This is a genomic window from Janthinobacterium sp. 78, from assembly GCF_003096775.1.
Taxonomy (GTDB): domain Bacteria; phylum Pseudomonadota; class Gammaproteobacteria; order Burkholderiales; family Burkholderiaceae_D; genus Janthinobacterium; species Janthinobacterium tructae.
On the sequence record NZ_QENT01000001.1, the window covers coordinates 5,191,904 to 5,207,798 of the forward strand.

The window sequence follows — 15,895 nt, forward strand, 5'->3', positions numbered from 1 at the left end:
AGGTTTACTGCGCGGCGCCGTGGGCGGCCGCGTGCTGGGCGAAATACGCATCGACGGTAGCGAGGAACGCGTCTTTTTGCGCCTGCGGCAGGAAGGCGGCAATAAAACCGTTGCGCGCCAGGCGCTGCGCGTGGGACAGGCCCAGTGGCAGCGCGTCGAAGATGGCGTCGAAGTTATCGTTCATGTAGCCGCCGAAATACGCGGGGTCGTCGGAATTGACCGTCACGAGCAGGCCGGCGTCGAGCAATTGCACCAGATTATGGTCATGCATCTGGTCGAAGACGCGCAGCTTGGTGTTCGACAAGGGGCAGACGGTCAGCGCGATCTGTTCGCGCGCCAGGCGGGCCGTCAGGTCCGCGTCTTCCAGGCAGCGCACGCCATGGTCGATGCGTTCGACTTTCAAGTCGTCGAGCGCCGTGCGGATGTAGGCTGGCGGACCTTCCTCGCCCGCATGGGCCACCAGGTGCAGGCCCAGCTCGCGGCAACGCGCAAACACGCGCGAAAATTTCTCGGGCGGGTTGCCCACTTCCGAGGAATCGAGGCCGATGCCGATGAATTTGTCGCGGTGCGGCAGCGCGTCTTCCAGGGTCTCGAACGCTTCTTCCTCGCTCAGGTGGCGCAGGAAACACAGGATCAGGGCCGCGCTGACGGGGCTGTCCTGGCAGGCGCGGTGAATGCCGTTGATCACGTCGGCAATCGGCACGCCGCGCGCCGTGTGCGTTTGCGGGTCGAAGAAGATTTCCGTGTGCAGCACGTTATCGGCTTCGGCGCGGCGCAGATAGGCTTGCGTCATGTCATAGAAATCCTGCTCTTTCAGAAGGACGCTTGCGCCAGCGTAATAAATGTCGAGAAAAGACTGTAAATCCGTAAAAGCATAGGCGCTGCGCAAGTGTTCTACCGATTCATAGCCCAGCGGCACGCCATTGCGCTCGGCCAGTGCGAAAATCAGTTCTGGCTCCAGCGAGCCTTCGATATGGATATGCAACTCGGCCTTCGGCATGCCGCGGACGATCGCGCGCAATTGGGGGTTCATCATGGGGGTTCCTCATAGGGTGACGATAACAATGCTGGCTCGCGCACGCGCACGCGCGGCGCGCAGGGCCATCAGACATGCAGGCATCTTAGCGCAAGATGGCCGGCCGCACCGGCGAGCGGCCGCCGGGGCGCCGGCGACAGCAGCGCCATGGCCGGCACCGGCACGCGCTGGCGAATTGTCGTATGATGGTTTAAAAGGGACAAAAAGGTTCATTGAAATCGATGAAAAATTTGATGATTTATCCAATTAAATCAACAATTTACAAACAAGTATTAAGGATATGCTGACATATCTTTTGACTTCCTGATCCTTTAGAGCAATAATAAATTTCATGGGGTAATGGTAGGTGCAACAAGCGCTATCAACAGTGAAAAAAAGCCGGCTGGCCACGTCAGCGTACGGCATCAAGCGCCAGTTTTTTGGTCCGGGCAATCCGGACTCGCAAAGACAGCCGGGCTTGAAACAACAATAAAAATCGGTACGCGGTACAGGAAAAGTTCAGACGGCGAGCCCAGGCGAGTGCCAGGCGGGCGGCCATGGTGACTGGCAGTTCAGGTTTACATTAAAGGACATTGACATGACCATTTTTGATAACTATGCAGCACGCTACGAGCGCACCCGCGAAGAGGAAATGTCGCTCACCGAATACCTGGCCCTGTGCAAGAAGGACAAGCTGACGTATGCCAGCGCGCCCGAACGCATGCTGGCCGCCATCGGCGAGCCACAGCTGGTCGACACGCGCAACGACACGCGATTGTCGCGCATCTTCGCCAACAAGGTCATCAAGATCTATCCCGCCTTCCGCGAGTTCTACGGCACCGAGGAAGTCATCGAGCAAGTCGTCTCGTATTTCCGCCACGCCGCGCAAGGCCTGGAAGAACGCAAGCAGATCCTGTATCTGCTGGGGCCTGTCGGCGGCGGCAAGTCGTCGATTGCGGAAAAACTCAAGTCGCTGATGGAACACGTGCCCTTCTATTGTCTGAAAGGCTCGCCCGTCAACGAATCGCCGCTGGGCCTGTTCAACGAGCAGGAAGACGGCACCATCCTGGAAGAGGATTACGGCATCCCGCGCCGCTACCTGCGCAACATCCCCAGCCCGTGGGCCGTGAAACGCCTGCATGAATACAATGGCGACATCAACCAGTTCCGCGTCGTCAAGCGCTATCCTTCCGTGCTGAAACAGATCGCCATCTCGAAAACGGAGCCGGGCGATGAAAACAACCAGGATATTTCCTCGCTGGTGGGCAAGGTCGACATCCGCAAGCTGGAAGACTATGCGCAGGACGACCCGGACGCCTACAGCTATTCGGGCGGCCTGTGCCTGGCCAACCAGGGCTTGATGGAATTCGTGGAAATGTTCAAGGCACCGATCAAGGTGCTGCATCCGCTGCTGACGGCCACGCAGGAAGGCAATTACAAGGGCACGGAAGGTTTTGGCGCGATTCCGTTCGACGGCATCATCCTGGCCCACTCGAACGAGTCGGAATGGAAGACGTTTAAAAACAACCGCAACAACGAGGCCTTCCTTGACCGTATCTATATCGTCAAGGTGCCGTACTGCCTGCGCGTGACCGATGAAATCAAGATCTACGACAAGCTGGTGGCCAATTCCTCGCTCTTCAAGGCCCCGTGCGCGCCCGGCACCCTGCGCATGATGGCGCAGTTCGCCATCCTGTCACGCCTGAAAGACCCGGAAAACTCCAGCATTTTCTCGAAGATGCTCGTCTACGATGGCGAAAACCTCAAGGATACGGACCCGAAAGCCAAATCCATGCACGAATACGTCGATTACGCGGGCGTGGACGAAGGCATGAACGGCCTGTCGACGCGCTTTGCCTTCAAGATCCTGTCGAAAGTGTTCAACTTTGACAATTCCGAAGTGGCCGCCAATCCCGTGCATCTACTATATGTACTGGAACAGCAGGTCGAGCGCGAGCAGTTCGCGCCGGAACTCGAACAGCGCTACTTCTCCTATATTAAAGAGCACCTGGCGCAACGCTATGTGGAATTCATCGGCAAGGAGATCCAGACGGCGTACCTGGAAAGCTATTCGGAATACGGCCAGAACATTTTCGACCGCTACGTGACGTTTGCCGATTTCTGGATACAGGACCAGGAATACCGCGATCCGGACACGGGCGAAAGTTTTGATCGCGAATCGCTGAACAATGAACTGGAAAAGATCGAGAAGCCGGCGGGCATTTCCAATCCGAAGGATTTCCGCAACGAAATCGTGAACTTCGGGCTGCGCGCGCGGGCCTCGAACGGCGGCAAGAATCCCGCCTGGACCAGCTATGAAAAGTTCCGCACCGTGATCGAAAAGAAGATGTTCTCGAATACGGAGGAATTGCTGCCCGTGATTTCCTTCAATGCCAAGGCCAGCGCCGACGATGCCAACAAGCACGCCGACTTCGTCGCCCGCATGGTGGAAAAAGGCTATACGGCCAAGCAGGTACGCCTGTTATGCGAATGGTACTTGCGCGTACGCAAGTCATCCTAGCGCGGACAGCGGAGGCGTGCTCCCGCCCGGCGACTGGCGGGGCGCGCAAGACGAGAGGCAAGGAGGCACCCTTTGACATACCTCATCGACAGGCGCTTGCAAAGCAAGAATAAATCCGCCGTCAACCGCGAGCGTTTCCTGCGGCGTTACAAGGGCCAGATCAAGGATGCCGTGGGGCGCGCCATCAAGGGGCGCTCGATCACGGACGTCGAGAATGGCGAAAAGGTCAGCATCCCCGTCAAGGACGTGGGCGAACCGTCGTTCGGCCACGCGCATGGGGGCGTATGGGAAGTGGTCAATCCCGGCAACAAGGAATACCTGAAAGGCGACCAGATCGCCCGGCCGAAAGGCGGCGGTGGCGGCGGGCGGGGCAAGGCGGGCAATAGCGACGAGACGACGGAGGACGACTTCATCTTCGAATTGTCGCGCGAAGAATTCATGAACTATTTCTTCGAGGACCTGGAATTGCCGCACATGGTGAAAACCCAGCTGACGGCCACGACCGAATTCAAGAACCAGCGCGCCGGCTACAATATGTCGGGCACGCCATCGAACATCCATGTGCTGCGTTCCCTGCGCGGTGCGCTGGGCCGGCGCATCGCCGTCGGCGGCGGCGCCCGCAAGCAGCTGGCGCAGGCCGAGGAAGACCTGGCCGCCCTGCTGCTCGACGGCGCCGCCGAGGACGACGCGCTGGTGCTGGAACTGCGCCGCGTGATCCACCACCTGCACACGCGCCTGCTGGCGATCCCCTTCATCGACCCGTTCGACTTGCGCTACAGCAATCGCATCAAGGTGCCCAAACCGATGACGCAAGCCGTCATGTTTTGCATCATGGACGTCTCCGGCTCCATGGACGAATCGCGCAAGGACACGGCCAAGCGCTTCTTCATCCTCTTGTATCTGTTCCTCAAGCGCGCCTACGACAAGATCGAGGTGGTCTTCATCCGCCACCATACGGCGGCGGCGGAAGTGGACGAGCATGAATTCTTCAATTCGCGCGAGTCGGGCGGCACCGTGGTGTCGTCCGCGCTGAACTTGCTCAATACCATCATCGACGAACGCTATGGCGCCGGGCAATGGAACAGCTATGTGGCGCAGGCGTCCGACGGCGATAACTGGGACAACGATTCCGTGCTGTGCCGCCAGTTGCTGATCAACACCATCCTGCCCAAGGTGCAGTACTACACCTATGTCGAGATCACCGACGGCCCGCAGCAAAACCTGTGGGAGCAATATGCGGGCGTGCTCGACCATCACGCCCATTTCGCCATGCAAAAGATCGTCACGCCGGCCGATATCTACCCGGTCTTCCGCGAACTGTTCAAGAAACAGGTGAAATGATGAGTGCAGCCTTTGACCGCGCCAGCAACACTCCGGGCGAACCGTTCGTGCGCCTGCGCCACCCGAACGCCCTGCCCGAGCAGTCGGAATGGACGTTCGAACTGATCGAGCAAATCCACGAGGAAATCCGCAGAGTGGCGAAGCAGTTCGGCCTGGACACCTATCCGAACCAGCTGGAAATCATCACGGCCGAGCAGATGATGGATGCCTACACCTCGGTCGGCATGCCTGTCTCGTACAACCACTGGTCGTTCGGCAAGCATTTTCTTTCCACCGAGAAAAGCTACAAACGGGGCCAGATGGGCCTGGCCTACGAGATCGTCATCAACTCGAACCCGTGCATCGCCTATTTAATGGAGGAAAACAGCCTGACCATGCAGTCGCTGGTGATCGCGCATGCGGCCTACGGCCACAACTCCTTCTTCAAGGGCAACTATCTGTTCCGCGCCTGGACGGATGCGGACGCCATCATCGACTATATGGTGTTTGCCAAGAATTACATCGCCGAATGCGAGCAGCGCCATGGCGTCGATGCGGTGGAATTGCTGCTCGACTCGTGCCACGCCATCCAGAACTATGGCGTGGACCGCTACAAGCGCCCGGCGAAACTGTCGATGGAGAAGGAATATGCGCGCCAGAAAGAGCGCGAAGCGTATGTGCAGTCGCAGATCAACCAGCTGTGGCGTACCCTGCCCCGGCGCGAGGAGGACGAGGACGAGGATGAGCAGCGCAAGGCCGCCCCCCGCTTCCCGCCCGAAGCCGAGGAAAACCTGCTGTACTTTATAGAGAAGTACGCGCCGCTGCTGGAACCGTGGCAGCGCGAGATGGTGCGCATCGTGCGCAAGATTTCCCAGTATTTCTATCCGCAGCGGCAAACCCAGGTCATGAACGAAGGCTGGGCCACCTTCTGGCACTACACGATATTGAACCAGCTGTATGACGAAGGCGTGGTGGGCGACGGCTTCATGATGGAATTCCTGAAAAGCCATACCAACGTGGTCTACCAGCCGCCCATCGACAGCCCGTATTACAGCGGCATCAACCCGTATGCGCTGGGTTTTGCCATGATGAGCGACATCCGCCGCATCTGCGAGCATCCGACGGACGAAGACCGCGCCTGGTTCCCCGACATTGCCGGCAGCGACTGGCGCAAGAGCCTGGACTTTGCCATGCGCAATTTCAAGGATGAAAGCTTCATCGCCCAGTATCTGTCGCCGCGGCTGATCCGCGAATTCCATTTCTTTGCCGTCCTCGACGACGACAAGAATGAAAAACTGGCCATTTCCGCCATCCACGACGATGCCGGCTACCGCTACGTGCGCCAGCAGCTGGCCGAGCAGTACAACCTGGGCAACCGCGAGCCGAACATCCAGGTCTGGTCCGTGAATACGCGCGACGACCGTGCATTGACCCTGCGCCACACGCAATTCCAGCGCCGCCCGCTGAACCAGCAGGCAGTCGAAGTGCTCAAACACGTGGCACGGCTGTGGGGCTTCGATGTGCACCTCGATACGGTCGATCCGCAGGGTGTCGTCCTGGGCACCCTGAATTGCCGGCGCGAGAAGCGCAACCGGCGCGACGATGCGCCGGCAAGGCCATAAGTAGCCTTCTTGGCAACCATTTTAGCAAGAACATAAGCGCATCCTATGCCGCCATAGGAATTCAGTATGGCCTGGCGACGTCGAAACGGCCGCCAGGAGCGTCTTTTTTGACCTGGGTGAAGTTCCTTTCGCACCCGATTGGTGCGCGCGTATGGCGAAGTGGTCTGGTTCAGAGGCAAAATATTTCCTAGGAGAAATATTTTTCTCCAAATTTAGCGGTTTCCATATTGATTATCACGAAATATAATTCCGTCATATGGGCACATCGGAGAACTTAGCAGTAGTCGCCCAGAACGGCTGTAAAAAACCGATAAGACCGCCTTTTTTTATGTCCGAAAGCGTGCAAAGATGACATAAGCAAGTACGTTTTCAGGGCGCAAAAGCGCCAAAAATTTAACCGGTTTTAGGCGTTAAAAATCTGTGTAAAATAAAGAATTCGTATGTATAATTCGGCGACGTCCCGGATACGGCTGGAGCTTTGTGTCGTCATTTTGGGGTTCAGTTGCAAGACAAGAGATGGTATTTGGAGAAAGCAGGCATGAATTTTTCGAACGAGAAAAGTCCCAAGAACTACACAGGCATCACTATCGTTGTCCTGCTGCACGTTCTCGCGGCTTACGGGATCGTGACGGGCTTGGGCAAGCGGTTGGTCACCAAAATGATGGAACCGGTTGAAACCAAGATTATCGAGGAAGTCAAACCGCCTCCACCGAAGGATCTTCCACCGCCACCACCGCCGCCAGAAATGAAAGCGCCACCGCCGCCATTCATTCCGCCAGTCGAGGTGAACGTGCAGCAGCCGCCACCACAGCAGAACGTGATTGCAAATACGACTGCCGTGAAGCCAGCGACGAATGTATTGGCACCGCCAGCGCCGCCTGCACAGCCTGCGCCAACTCCTGGACCAGCCAAATCGGTGCGTACACCGGCCGTGGTTGACTTCAGTGTCTGCGAAAAACCGGCTTATCCAAAGTCGTCGCAGCGCAATGAGGAAACCGGTGTGGTGACACTGTCGTTCCTGATCGGTGTGGACGGCAAGGTCGCTGATTCGAAGATCGTGAAGTCCAGCGGCTTCAGAGACCTGGACAAAGCTGCAGTGCAAGGTATCAGCCGCTGTACATTTAAGCCGGCAACAGTTGACGGCAAGCCGGAACAAGGCTGGCAGCAAATGCAATACGTTTGGTCGCTGGATTAACACCCGAGACAGTTATCCCCTGTCTCACACCATGATTTCGTTGTCATTACGTTCAGCGATCTGTTATTTTTAATTTTGGAGGAAGCATGTTTAAGAATACCCGTTTGTCCGCATTTTTTGCCGCGGTTCTGTTGTCCGTTACCGCCACTACCGCTCTGGTAGCAGCTCCGGCATTCGCTGACGCGCCAGCATCGGCTGCCGCTTCGGCTCCTGCGGCAGACGCTGCACCAGCACCAGTTGCAGCAGATGCCGCTGCTCCAGCAGCAGACGCAGCAGCTCCAGCCGCTGACGCAGCAGCTCCAGCCAAAACCGAAGAAGTGCACAACCCGTTCGGCCTGCAAGCAGTGTGGGACGGCGGCTTCGTGCCACGCGCCACCCTGATCATCATGGTCATCATGTCGATCGGTACCTGGTACATCATCATCACCAAGCTGATCGATCAAATGAAGATCTTCAAGCAAGCTAAAGAAGCCGCTGCCAAATTCTGGAAAGCACCTTCGATCGCTGCTGGTTCGGCAACCCTGGAAGAAGGTTCGCCATTCCGCTTCATCGCTGAATCGGGCACCAAGGCAACCGCACACCATGACGGCGCCCTGCTGGAACAAATCGATCTGTCGACCTGGGTGACGATGTCGATCCAGCGCGCTTCGGACAAAGTCCAATCGCGTCTGCAAGATGGCCTGTCGTTCCTGGCAACCGTTGGTTCGACCGCACCGTTTATCGGTCTGTTCGGTACCGTTTGGGGTATTTACAACGCACTGACCGCTATCGGCATGACCGGTAACGCATCGATCGACAAAGTGGCAGGTCCAGTTGGTGAAGCACTGATCATGACCGCTTTCGGTCTGCTGGTCGCTGTTCCTGCCGTTCTGGGTTACAACTGGCTGGTGCGTCGTAATAAAACCGCAATGGAAGACATCCGCTCGTTCAGCGCCGACGTTCACTCGGTACTGATCTCCGGCGCCATGTCGACCAGCGAAGCTGGCCGTGCTGCCGGCGCTAAAAAGATCGGATAAGTCATGTCGATGTCCGTCGGCTCCGACAGCGGAGAACAAGATCAGGTAATGTCAGAAATCAACACGACGCCGCTTGTCGACATCATGTTGGTTTTGCTGATCATTTTCTTGATTACGAGTCCGGTTGTCCTCAAGCTGCAGAAAATCGATCTGCCGATTGAGACGAACCAGGCCCTGCAAACCAAGCCGCAAAACGTTAACATCGTTGTTAACAAGGACGGCGAGATTTACCTGGGCCAGACCAGACTGAAAGACACGAACGAGCTGTTCGATTATCTTAAAGTTGAAGCAGTGAAAGTACCGCAGCCGGAAGTACACGTTCGTGGCGACCAAGAAACACGCTACGAATCGATCGGCCGGGTTATTTACACGACCCAACGTGCCGGGATCCAGAAGGTCGGCTTCATCACCGAACCACCTGACAAGAGCTGATAGCGACTGACAGCGGCGCCCCGGCAACACAGGGGCGCCGCTGAAGGAAGCTTGCCGGGCGGCAGTTTCGCCCGGTGCTTCGTTGGACTTCTTAAAGGAAACACTATGAGTATGAATGTCGGTTCGGGAAGCGCTCCAGGCGCGGATCCGGAACCAATGATGGAACTGAACATGACGCCCCTCATCGACGTGATGCTGGTGCTGATTATCATGTTGATCATCACGATTCCTAAGCAAAACCACTCGGTGAACTTGAACATGCCGGTCGGCACCCCGCCGCCACCGACAACCGAACCAGTGGTCGTCACGATCGATGTCGATTTTGACGGTACGATCTTGTGGGACAATCAGGTCGTTCCTGACCGCGCTTCGCTGGAAGCCAAGCTGAGCAACGTTGCTGCGCAAGCAGACCAGCCGGAAGTGCATCTGCGTCCGAACAAGCTGGTGGAATACAAAGTCGTCGCCGGTGTGATGGCGTCGGCGCAGCGTCTGGGCGTGACCAAAATCGGTCTGGTCGGCAACGAGCAATTCCAGTAAGCTGCAGCAATCAGGTTCTCTTTACATCCGAATAGGCAGGACTTCCTGCCTATTCGCTTTTTACTGAAAGACTTTCTTATGTCCAAGTTTCGTCTCGCTCATCTCGGCCTCGTCATGGCCGCTATCGGTTTTACCGCAGCAACTCCCGTAATCGGCCTGGGCTCGCTGGCATACGCCGCGGACACCGTGCGTGCCGAAGTGGGCAAGCCACTGCAAGAAGCGCAAAAACTCGCTAGCAGCGGCAAAAACAAGGAAGCGCTGGCCAAGCTGCGCGAAGCTGACAGCGTCGGCGGCAAGACCGCCTTTGAAAGCTACCAGATCGAGCGCGTACGCGCCTCGGCCGCTGCTGCCGCCGGCGATAACGGCACCGCCATCAAGGCTTTCGAAGCCGTCATCAATTCCGGCCGCCTGAGCGCCGCCGAAGCCCCCAAATTCACGCAAGCGCTGGCAGGCATGTACTACCGCGCCAAGGACTGGCCGAACACCATCACCTGGATCAAACGCTCGCTGAAAGACCGCGAAGATCCACAGATGCGCGAACTGCTGATCCAGACCTACTACGTCAGCGGCAACTACGCCGAAGCGGCGAAAGAACTGCAATCGCGCGGCGGCAACTCGGAAGCGAGCCTGCAAATGCTGGCCAACATCCAGTTGAAGCAAAACGACAAGGCCGGCTATGTAGCCACCCTGGAAAAACTGGCCTCGGCCTATCCGAAAACCAGCTACTGGGCCGACCTGCTGAACCGCGTTTCGGGCAAACCTGGCTTCTCGCAACGCCTGAGCCTGGATGTCCAGCGCCTGCGCCTGGCCAACGGCCTGTTCACCAAGCCGTCCGAATACATGGAGATCAGCCAGCTGGCCTTGCAAGCAGGCAATCCAGGTGAAGCATTGAGCATCATCGAGCAGGGCTACAAAAAAGGCGTGCTGGGCACCGGCGCCGACGCACCGCGTCACCAGCGCCTGAAAGACCTGGCCCTGAAAACCCAGGCCGACCTGAAAGCCGGCGCCGCCAAGTCGGAAGCGGAATACGTCAAGAACAAGGACGCCGACAGCTTGAGCAAGCTGGGCTTCGCCCTGGTCTACGATGGCCAGGCCGACAAGGGCCTGGGCTTGATGAATGATGCCGTGAAACTGGGCACCGCCAAGTACGCGGAAGAAGCCAAGCTGCATCTGGGCATCGCCTACATGCACGCCGGCAAGAAGTCCAATGCCACGACGGCGTTCAAGGCCGTCAAGGGCACGGATGGCGCGGCTGACCTGGCCCGTTACTGGACCTTAATGAACAAGTAATTGACATCGAACCCAGGCTACTGCGCGTCGCGCTTTGCGGCCTGTGATGCTCACCGTACTAGCGTACGGTTGCGCTTCTCGGCCACAAATCACTGCCGCTCGCTACGCCTGGCTTCGACGTTGAGAGTGTAGTGTATCCATATTAAAGCGTTGCCAGCACACCCGCCGGCGACGCTTTTTGTTATTTCAGCAGTGAAATTCGCCCTGCGCCAGCCCTGCCGGGTGTGCATCCCTGAAACAGTCCGTATAATCCCCCTTTTGGCACAGTTTTCATCAGATTCCTATGAAGGTATTCCGCGGACTTCCCAATGCCCAGGCACGAGCGCCTTGCGCTCTGACCATCGGCAATTTTGACGGTGTCCACATCGGCCATCAAGCCTTGCTGGCGCGCGTGCGCGGCGCGGCGACCGAACTCGGCATTGAAGCGGCCGTGATGACGTTCGAACCGCACCCGCGCGAATTCTTCGCGCAGCGCGCGGGCGACCTGTCGAAGGCGCCGCAGCGCATCGCCAACCTGCGCGACAAGCTGCAATCGCTGGACGACGCCGGCATCGACAGAGTCGTCGTCGAGCACTTCAGCGCGCAATTCGCCGCCTTGACGCCGCAGGAATTCACGCAAAAAGTCCTCGTCGACGGCTTGCACGTGAAATGGCTGATGGTCGGCGACGATTTCTGCTACGGCGCCCGGCGCGCCGGCGACGTCGCCATGCTGCAGGAAGCGGGCCGCGAACATGGTTTCCACGTAGAAACATTGCCTACCGTCATGAATGGCAGCACGCGCATCTCGTCGTCCGCCGTGCGCCTGGCCCTGGCCGCCGGCGATTTCCCGCTGGCCACGCAGTTGCTGGGCCACCCGTACGCCATTTCCGGTCATGTGATCCACGGCCAGAAGCTGGGCCGCACCCTGGGTTTTCCCACCCTGAACCTGCGCGTGGCGCACCGCCCCGCCCTGTCCGGCATCTTCATCGTGCAAGTGCACGGCCTGGCGTCGCAAGCGCTGCCGGCCGTGGCCAGCCTGGGCGTGCGCCCTACCGTCGACGACAGCGGCCGCGTCTTGCTGGAAGTGCATCTGTTTAATTTCAATCAATCCTGCTACGGCAAGCTGGTACGCGTGGAGTTTTTGCAAAAGCTGCGCGACGAAGAAAAGTATGACGACTTGCCCACCCTGACGGCCGCCATCGAGCGCGACTCGAACCAGGCACGCGCCTATTTTGAGCAACGCAGCGGCGCCATTACCGCTACCGACCGAATTTGACGCCGGCCAACTCCGCCGCCTGGCGGCGCCTGCCGCCGCAAACCCGCTACAAAAATAGACTCCATACCATTAAAGAAGATTATGTCCGATCAAAACAAGCCAGCCACGCCCAAGCAGAACAAGAAGCCTGAAAGCAAATATCCGGTCAACATGACGGAAACCCCGTTCCCGATGCGCGGCGACATGGCCAAGCGCGAACCGCAATGGGTACAGCAATGGCAAGACAAGAAGATTTACGAGCGCGTGCGCAAGGCAGCAGCCGGCCGTCCTAAATTCATCCTGCATGACGGTCCGCCGTACGCGAATGGCGACATCCACCTGGGCCACGCCGTCAACAAGATCCTCAAAGACATGGTCGTCAAATCGCGCTCGCTGGCAGGCTTCGACGCGCCATATGTACCGGGCTGGGATTGCCACGGCATGCCGATCGAGATCCAGATCGAAAAACTGCACGGCAAGAACTTGCCGACGGCCGAGGTGCTGGAAAAGGCCCGCGCCTACGCCAACGTGCAGGTCGAGCGCCAGAAGAAGGATTTTATTCGCCTGGGCGTGCTGGGCGAGTGGGATAACCCGTACCTGACCATGGCCCACGGCAATGAAGCCGACGAGTTGCGCGCGCTGGGCAAGCTGCTGGAAAAAGGCTATGTCTACCGTGGCCTGAAACCGGTCAACTGGTGTTTTGATTGCCAGTCGGCGCTGGCGGAAGCTGAAATCGAATACGAAAACAAACGCGACCCGGCCATCGATGTCGGCTTCAAGTTCGCCCAATTCGACAAGCTGGCCAAAGCCTTCAATCTGCCGACACTGCCGACCGAGAACGGCTTCGTCGTCATCTGGACCACCACGCCTTGGACCATCCCGTCGAACCAGGCACTGAACGTCCATCCTGAATTGAAATACGCGCTGGTCGAAACCTCGCGCGACGGCCAGCCTTTGCTGCTGATCCTGGCGCAAGACCTGGTCGAATCCTGCCTGGCGCGCTACAAGCTCGATGGCACGACGATCGCCACCTGCGACGGCGCCGCGCTGGAAGGCATCAGCTTCCGCCATCCGCTGCACGCATCGGATGCTTTCTACGACCGCCTGTCGCCGATGTACCTGGCCGACTACGTGACCGCCGAAAGCGGCACGGGCGTGGTGCACTCGGCGCCCGCGTATGGCGTGGACGATTTTATCTCGTGCAAGGCGCACGGCATGAAGGACGACGACATCATCAAGCCCGTCATGGGCGACGGCAATTACGTTTCGACCTTGCCCCTGTTCGGCGGCATGAGCATCTGGGACGCGTCCAAGCCGATCTGCGCCGCCCTGAAAGAAGCGGGCGCCCTGTTCGAAGTCAAGATGTTCGACCACAGCTACATGCACTGCTGGCGTCATAAAAAGCCTGTCATCTACCGCGCCACCTCGCAGTGGTTCGCCGGCATGGATGTGACGCCGAAAGACGGCGGCCCGACCCTGCGCGAGACGGCCTTGAAAGGCATCGCCGAGACCGAGTTCTTCCCGGACTGGGGCCAGGCGCGCCTGCACGGCATGATCGCCAACCGTCCTGACTGGACCCTGTCGCGCCAGCGCCAGTGGGGCGTGCCGATGGCTTTCATCGTGCACAAGGAAACGGGCGACCTGCATCCGCGCACGCCGGAACTGCTGGAGCAAGTGGCCAAGCTGATCGAAAAAGACGGCATCGAGGCATGGCAGGCGCTGGACTTGAAAGACCTGATCGGCGACGAAGCGGCCATCTACGCCAAGAACAAGGACACGCTCGACGTATGGTTCGATTCCGGCGCCACGCACCAGACGGTATTGGGCGGCCCGCAAGGCCATGGCTCGCACTCGACGCAGCTGCAATTCCCGGCCGACCTGTACCTGGAAGGCTCGGACCAGCATCGCGGCTGGTTCCACTCGTCGCTGCTGGTGTCGTCGATGCTGAACGGCCGTCCGCCGTATAAAGCCCTGCTGACGCACGGCTTCACGGTCGACGGCGAAGGCAAGAAGATGTCCAAATCGCTGGGCAACACCCTGGCGCCGCAAAAGATCTCGGACACCCTGGGCGCCGACATCCTGCGCCTGTGGATCGCCTCGACCGACTACACGGGCGAGCTGTCGATCTCCGACGAGATCCTGAAACGCGTGACGGAAGCGTACCGCCGCATCCGCAACACCCTGCGCTTCCTGCTGGCCAATACCTCGGACTTCAATCCGGCCACGGATGCCGTGCCGGTGGCGGAAATGTTCGAAATCGACCGCTATGCGCTGGCCAACATGGCCTCGCTGCAGCAGCAGATCGAAAACAACTACGCGCGCTACGAATTCCAGCCGGTGGTGTCGAAGCTGCAGACGTACTGCTCGGAAGACCTGGGCGGCTTCTACCTGGATATCCTGAAAGACCGTTTGTACACCTCCGGTTTGACGTCGCACGCGCGCCGTTCGGCGCAAACGGCCCTGTGGCATATCACGCAAAGCCTGCTGCGCCTGATGGCCCCGGCCCTGTCGTTCACGGCCGAAGAAGCATGGGCCGTCTTCGCCGGCGCGGAAGCGTATGCCGCCAGCGATGAAACCATCTTCACGCAAACCTGGTGGCAGCTGCCGCAAGTGTCGGATGCGGCCGACCTGCTGGAGAAATACACGGCCCTGCGCGCCGTGCGCACGGACGTCACAAAACAGCTGGAAGACTTGCGCACCTCGGGCGCCATCGGCTCGTCGTTGCAGGCGGAACTGACGATCAAGGCCGCGCCGATGAAGTACAAGCTGTTAACCACCCTGGGCGAGGACTTGAAATTCGTCTTCATCACCTCGCAGGCCAGCGTGGCCGAAGTAGCCGACGAAGCGGCAGAGGAAGTGGTCGTGGCCGCGTCGACGGCGCCGAAGTGCGAGCGCTGCTGGCACTACCGTAGCGACGTGGGCACGGACGCCGCGCATGCTACGCTGTGCGGCCGCTGCGTCAGCAATCTGTTTGGTGCGGGCGAGAAACGCCGCTTCGCCTAAACAACGTCGTCAAAATCTACTGCGCGTCGCGATTTGCGGCCTGCGATGCTCGCTGTACTAAAGTACAGCTGCGCGTCTCGGCCACAACTCGCTGCCGCTCGCTACGATTTTGCCCGTCGTTGTATGTTATGAGTCCAACCGCCGCCTGCCACCAGGCGGCGGCTTTATCTTCCCTGGAAAAATATGGCCACTAAAAACCGTTTTTCATCGAAATCGTCCTCCTCAGCGTCGCTGGTTCCCTGGCTGGGCATTGCCGCCATCGTCATCCTGTTCGACCAGATCACCAAGATCACGATCCTGAAGACCTTCCGCTATGCGCAGGAAATGGTCATCACCTCGTATTTCAACCTGGTGCTCGCGTATAACAAGGGCGCCGCGTTCAGCTTCCTGTCCGACCAGGGCGGCTGGCAGCGCTATTTCTTCACCGCCATCGCCCTCGTGGCAGCCGTCTACATCATTTATTTGCTGAAAAAGCACGCCGGCCAGCGCATGTTCTGCTGGGCCCTGGCACTGATCCTGGGCGGAGCGCTGGGCAACGCCATCGACCGCCTGATGTACGGCCACGTGGTCGACTTCCTCGACTTCCACTGGAAAAGCTGGGGCCACTTCCCCGCCTTCAACATCGCCGACAGCGCCATCTGCATCGGCGCGGCCCTGTTCATCATCGATGAGCTGCGCCGGGTAAACAAATAAACACGCAGGAGAACGGC

General features: G+C 58.8%; 12 protein-coding genes. 11 read left to right on the plus strand and 1 reads right to left on the minus strand.

Annotated features, from left to right (window positions below; genetic code table 11):
• Positions 1-4: 4 nt before the first annotated feature.
• Positions 5-1,036: an adenosine deaminase gene (locus C8C92_RS22875; RefSeq protein WP_116745319.1), complete on the minus strand. Its 1,032-nt coding sequence runs from the start codon at positions 1,034-1,036 to the stop codon at positions 5-7.
• A 577-nt stretch (positions 1,037-1,613) separates the two neighbouring features.
• Between C8C92_RS22875 and C8C92_RS22880 the strand changes: the two genes are divergently transcribed.
• The 11 genes from C8C92_RS22880 to lspA all read left to right on the plus strand — a co-directional run bounded on the left by C8C92_RS22880 (position 1,614) and on the right by lspA (position 15,878).
• Complete coding sequence (locus C8C92_RS22880) at positions 1,614-3,536, plus strand: PrkA family serine protein kinase (protein WP_099762459.1); 1,923 nt, start codon at positions 1,614-1,616, stop codon at positions 3,534-3,536.
• Positions 3,537-3,608: 72 nt separating this feature from the next.
• Complete coding sequence (locus C8C92_RS22885; protein WP_116745320.1) at positions 3,609-4,877, plus strand: YeaH/YhbH family protein; 1,269 nt, start codon at positions 3,609-3,611, stop codon at positions 4,875-4,877.
• Complete coding sequence (locus C8C92_RS22890) at positions 4,877-6,478, plus strand: SpoVR family protein (protein ID WP_099764441.1); 1,602 nt, start codon at positions 4,877-4,879, stop codon at positions 6,476-6,478. The genes C8C92_RS22885 and C8C92_RS22890 overlap by 1 nt, the downstream gene beginning before the upstream one ends.
• Positions 6,479-7,016: 538 nt before the next feature.
• On the plus strand, positions 7,017-7,673 hold the full coding sequence (locus C8C92_RS22895) for an energy transducer TonB (protein ID WP_034754161.1): 657 nt from the start codon (positions 7,017-7,019) through the stop codon (positions 7,671-7,673).
• An 86-nt stretch (positions 7,674-7,759) separates the two neighbouring features.
• Entirely contained in the window at positions 7,760-8,689 is a 930-nt protein-coding gene (locus tag C8C92_RS22900) for a MotA/TolQ/ExbB proton channel family protein (protein ID WP_165829526.1), read from the plus strand.
• Positions 8,690-8,692: 3 nt separating this feature from the next.
• Entirely contained in the window at positions 8,693-9,121 is a 429-nt protein-coding gene (locus C8C92_RS22905) for a biopolymer transporter ExbD (RefSeq protein WP_035821469.1), read from the plus strand.
• A gap of 105 nt (positions 9,122-9,226) precedes the next feature.
• Positions 9,227-9,658 (plus strand): biopolymer transporter ExbD, encoded by a 432-nt coding sequence (locus tag C8C92_RS22910; RefSeq protein WP_176741207.1) that lies wholly within the window; start codon positions 9,227-9,229, stop codon positions 9,656-9,658.
• A gap of 78 nt (positions 9,659-9,736) precedes the next feature.
• Positions 9,737-10,948: a hypothetical protein gene (locus C8C92_RS22915; protein ID WP_099762456.1), complete on the plus strand. Its 1,212-nt coding sequence runs from the start codon at positions 9,737-9,739 to the stop codon at positions 10,946-10,948.
• A 283-nt stretch (positions 10,949-11,231) separates the two neighbouring features.
• Positions 11,232-12,203: a bifunctional riboflavin kinase/FAD synthetase gene (locus C8C92_RS22920; RefSeq protein ID WP_116745321.1), complete on the plus strand. Its 972-nt coding sequence runs from the start codon at positions 11,232-11,234 to the stop codon at positions 12,201-12,203.
• A gap of 81 nt (positions 12,204-12,284) precedes the next feature.
• Positions 12,285-15,185 (plus strand): isoleucine--tRNA ligase, encoded by a 2,901-nt coding sequence (gene ileS, locus C8C92_RS22925; RefSeq protein WP_116745322.1) that lies wholly within the window; start codon positions 12,285-12,287, stop codon positions 15,183-15,185.
• Positions 15,186-15,368: 183 nt separating this feature from the next.
• Positions 15,369-15,878: a signal peptidase II gene (gene lspA, locus C8C92_RS22930; RefSeq protein WP_099762453.1), complete on the plus strand. Its 510-nt coding sequence runs from the start codon at positions 15,369-15,371 to the stop codon at positions 15,876-15,878.
• Positions 15,879-15,895 lie beyond the last annotated feature (17 nt).

What these genes read in the sequence shown, in the direction of transcription:
- C8C92_RS22880 (WP_099762459.1), top strand. Translation starts at nt 1,614, where the DNA reads ATGACCATTTTTGATAACTATGCAGCACGCTACGAGCGCACCCGCGAA.
- lspA (WP_099762453.1), top strand. Translation starts at nt 15,369, where the DNA reads ATGGCCACTAAAAACCGTTTTTCATCGAAATCGTCCTCCTCAGCGTCG.
- C8C92_RS22915 (WP_099762456.1), top strand. Translation starts at nt 9,737, where the DNA reads ATGTCCAAGTTTCGTCTCGCTCATCTCGGCCTCGTCATGGCCGCTATC.
- C8C92_RS22895 (WP_034754161.1), top strand. Translation starts at nt 7,017, where the DNA reads ATGAATTTTTCGAACGAGAAAAGTCCCAAGAACTACACAGGCATCACT.
- C8C92_RS22920 (WP_116745321.1), top strand. Translation starts at nt 11,232, where the DNA reads ATGAAGGTATTCCGCGGACTTCCCAATGCCCAGGCACGAGCGCCTTGC.
- C8C92_RS22900 (WP_165829526.1), top strand. Translation starts at nt 7,760, where the DNA reads ATGTTTAAGAATACCCGTTTGTCCGCATTTTTTGCCGCGGTTCTGTTG.
- C8C92_RS22910 (WP_176741207.1), top strand. Translation starts at nt 9,227, where the DNA reads ATGAGTATGAATGTCGGTTCGGGAAGCGCTCCAGGCGCGGATCCGGAA.
- C8C92_RS22875 (WP_116745319.1), bottom strand. Translation starts at nt 1,036, where the DNA reads ATGATGAACCCCCAATTGCGCGCGATCGTCCGCGGCATGCCGAAGGCC.
- ileS (WP_116745322.1), top strand. Translation starts at nt 12,285, where the DNA reads ATGTCCGATCAAAACAAGCCAGCCACGCCCAAGCAGAACAAGAAGCCT.
- C8C92_RS22905 (WP_035821469.1), top strand. Translation starts at nt 8,693, where the DNA reads ATGTCGATGTCCGTCGGCTCCGACAGCGGAGAACAAGATCAGGTAATG.
- C8C92_RS22890 (WP_099764441.1), top strand. Translation starts at nt 4,877, where the DNA reads ATGAGTGCAGCCTTTGACCGCGCCAGCAACACTCCGGGCGAACCGTTC.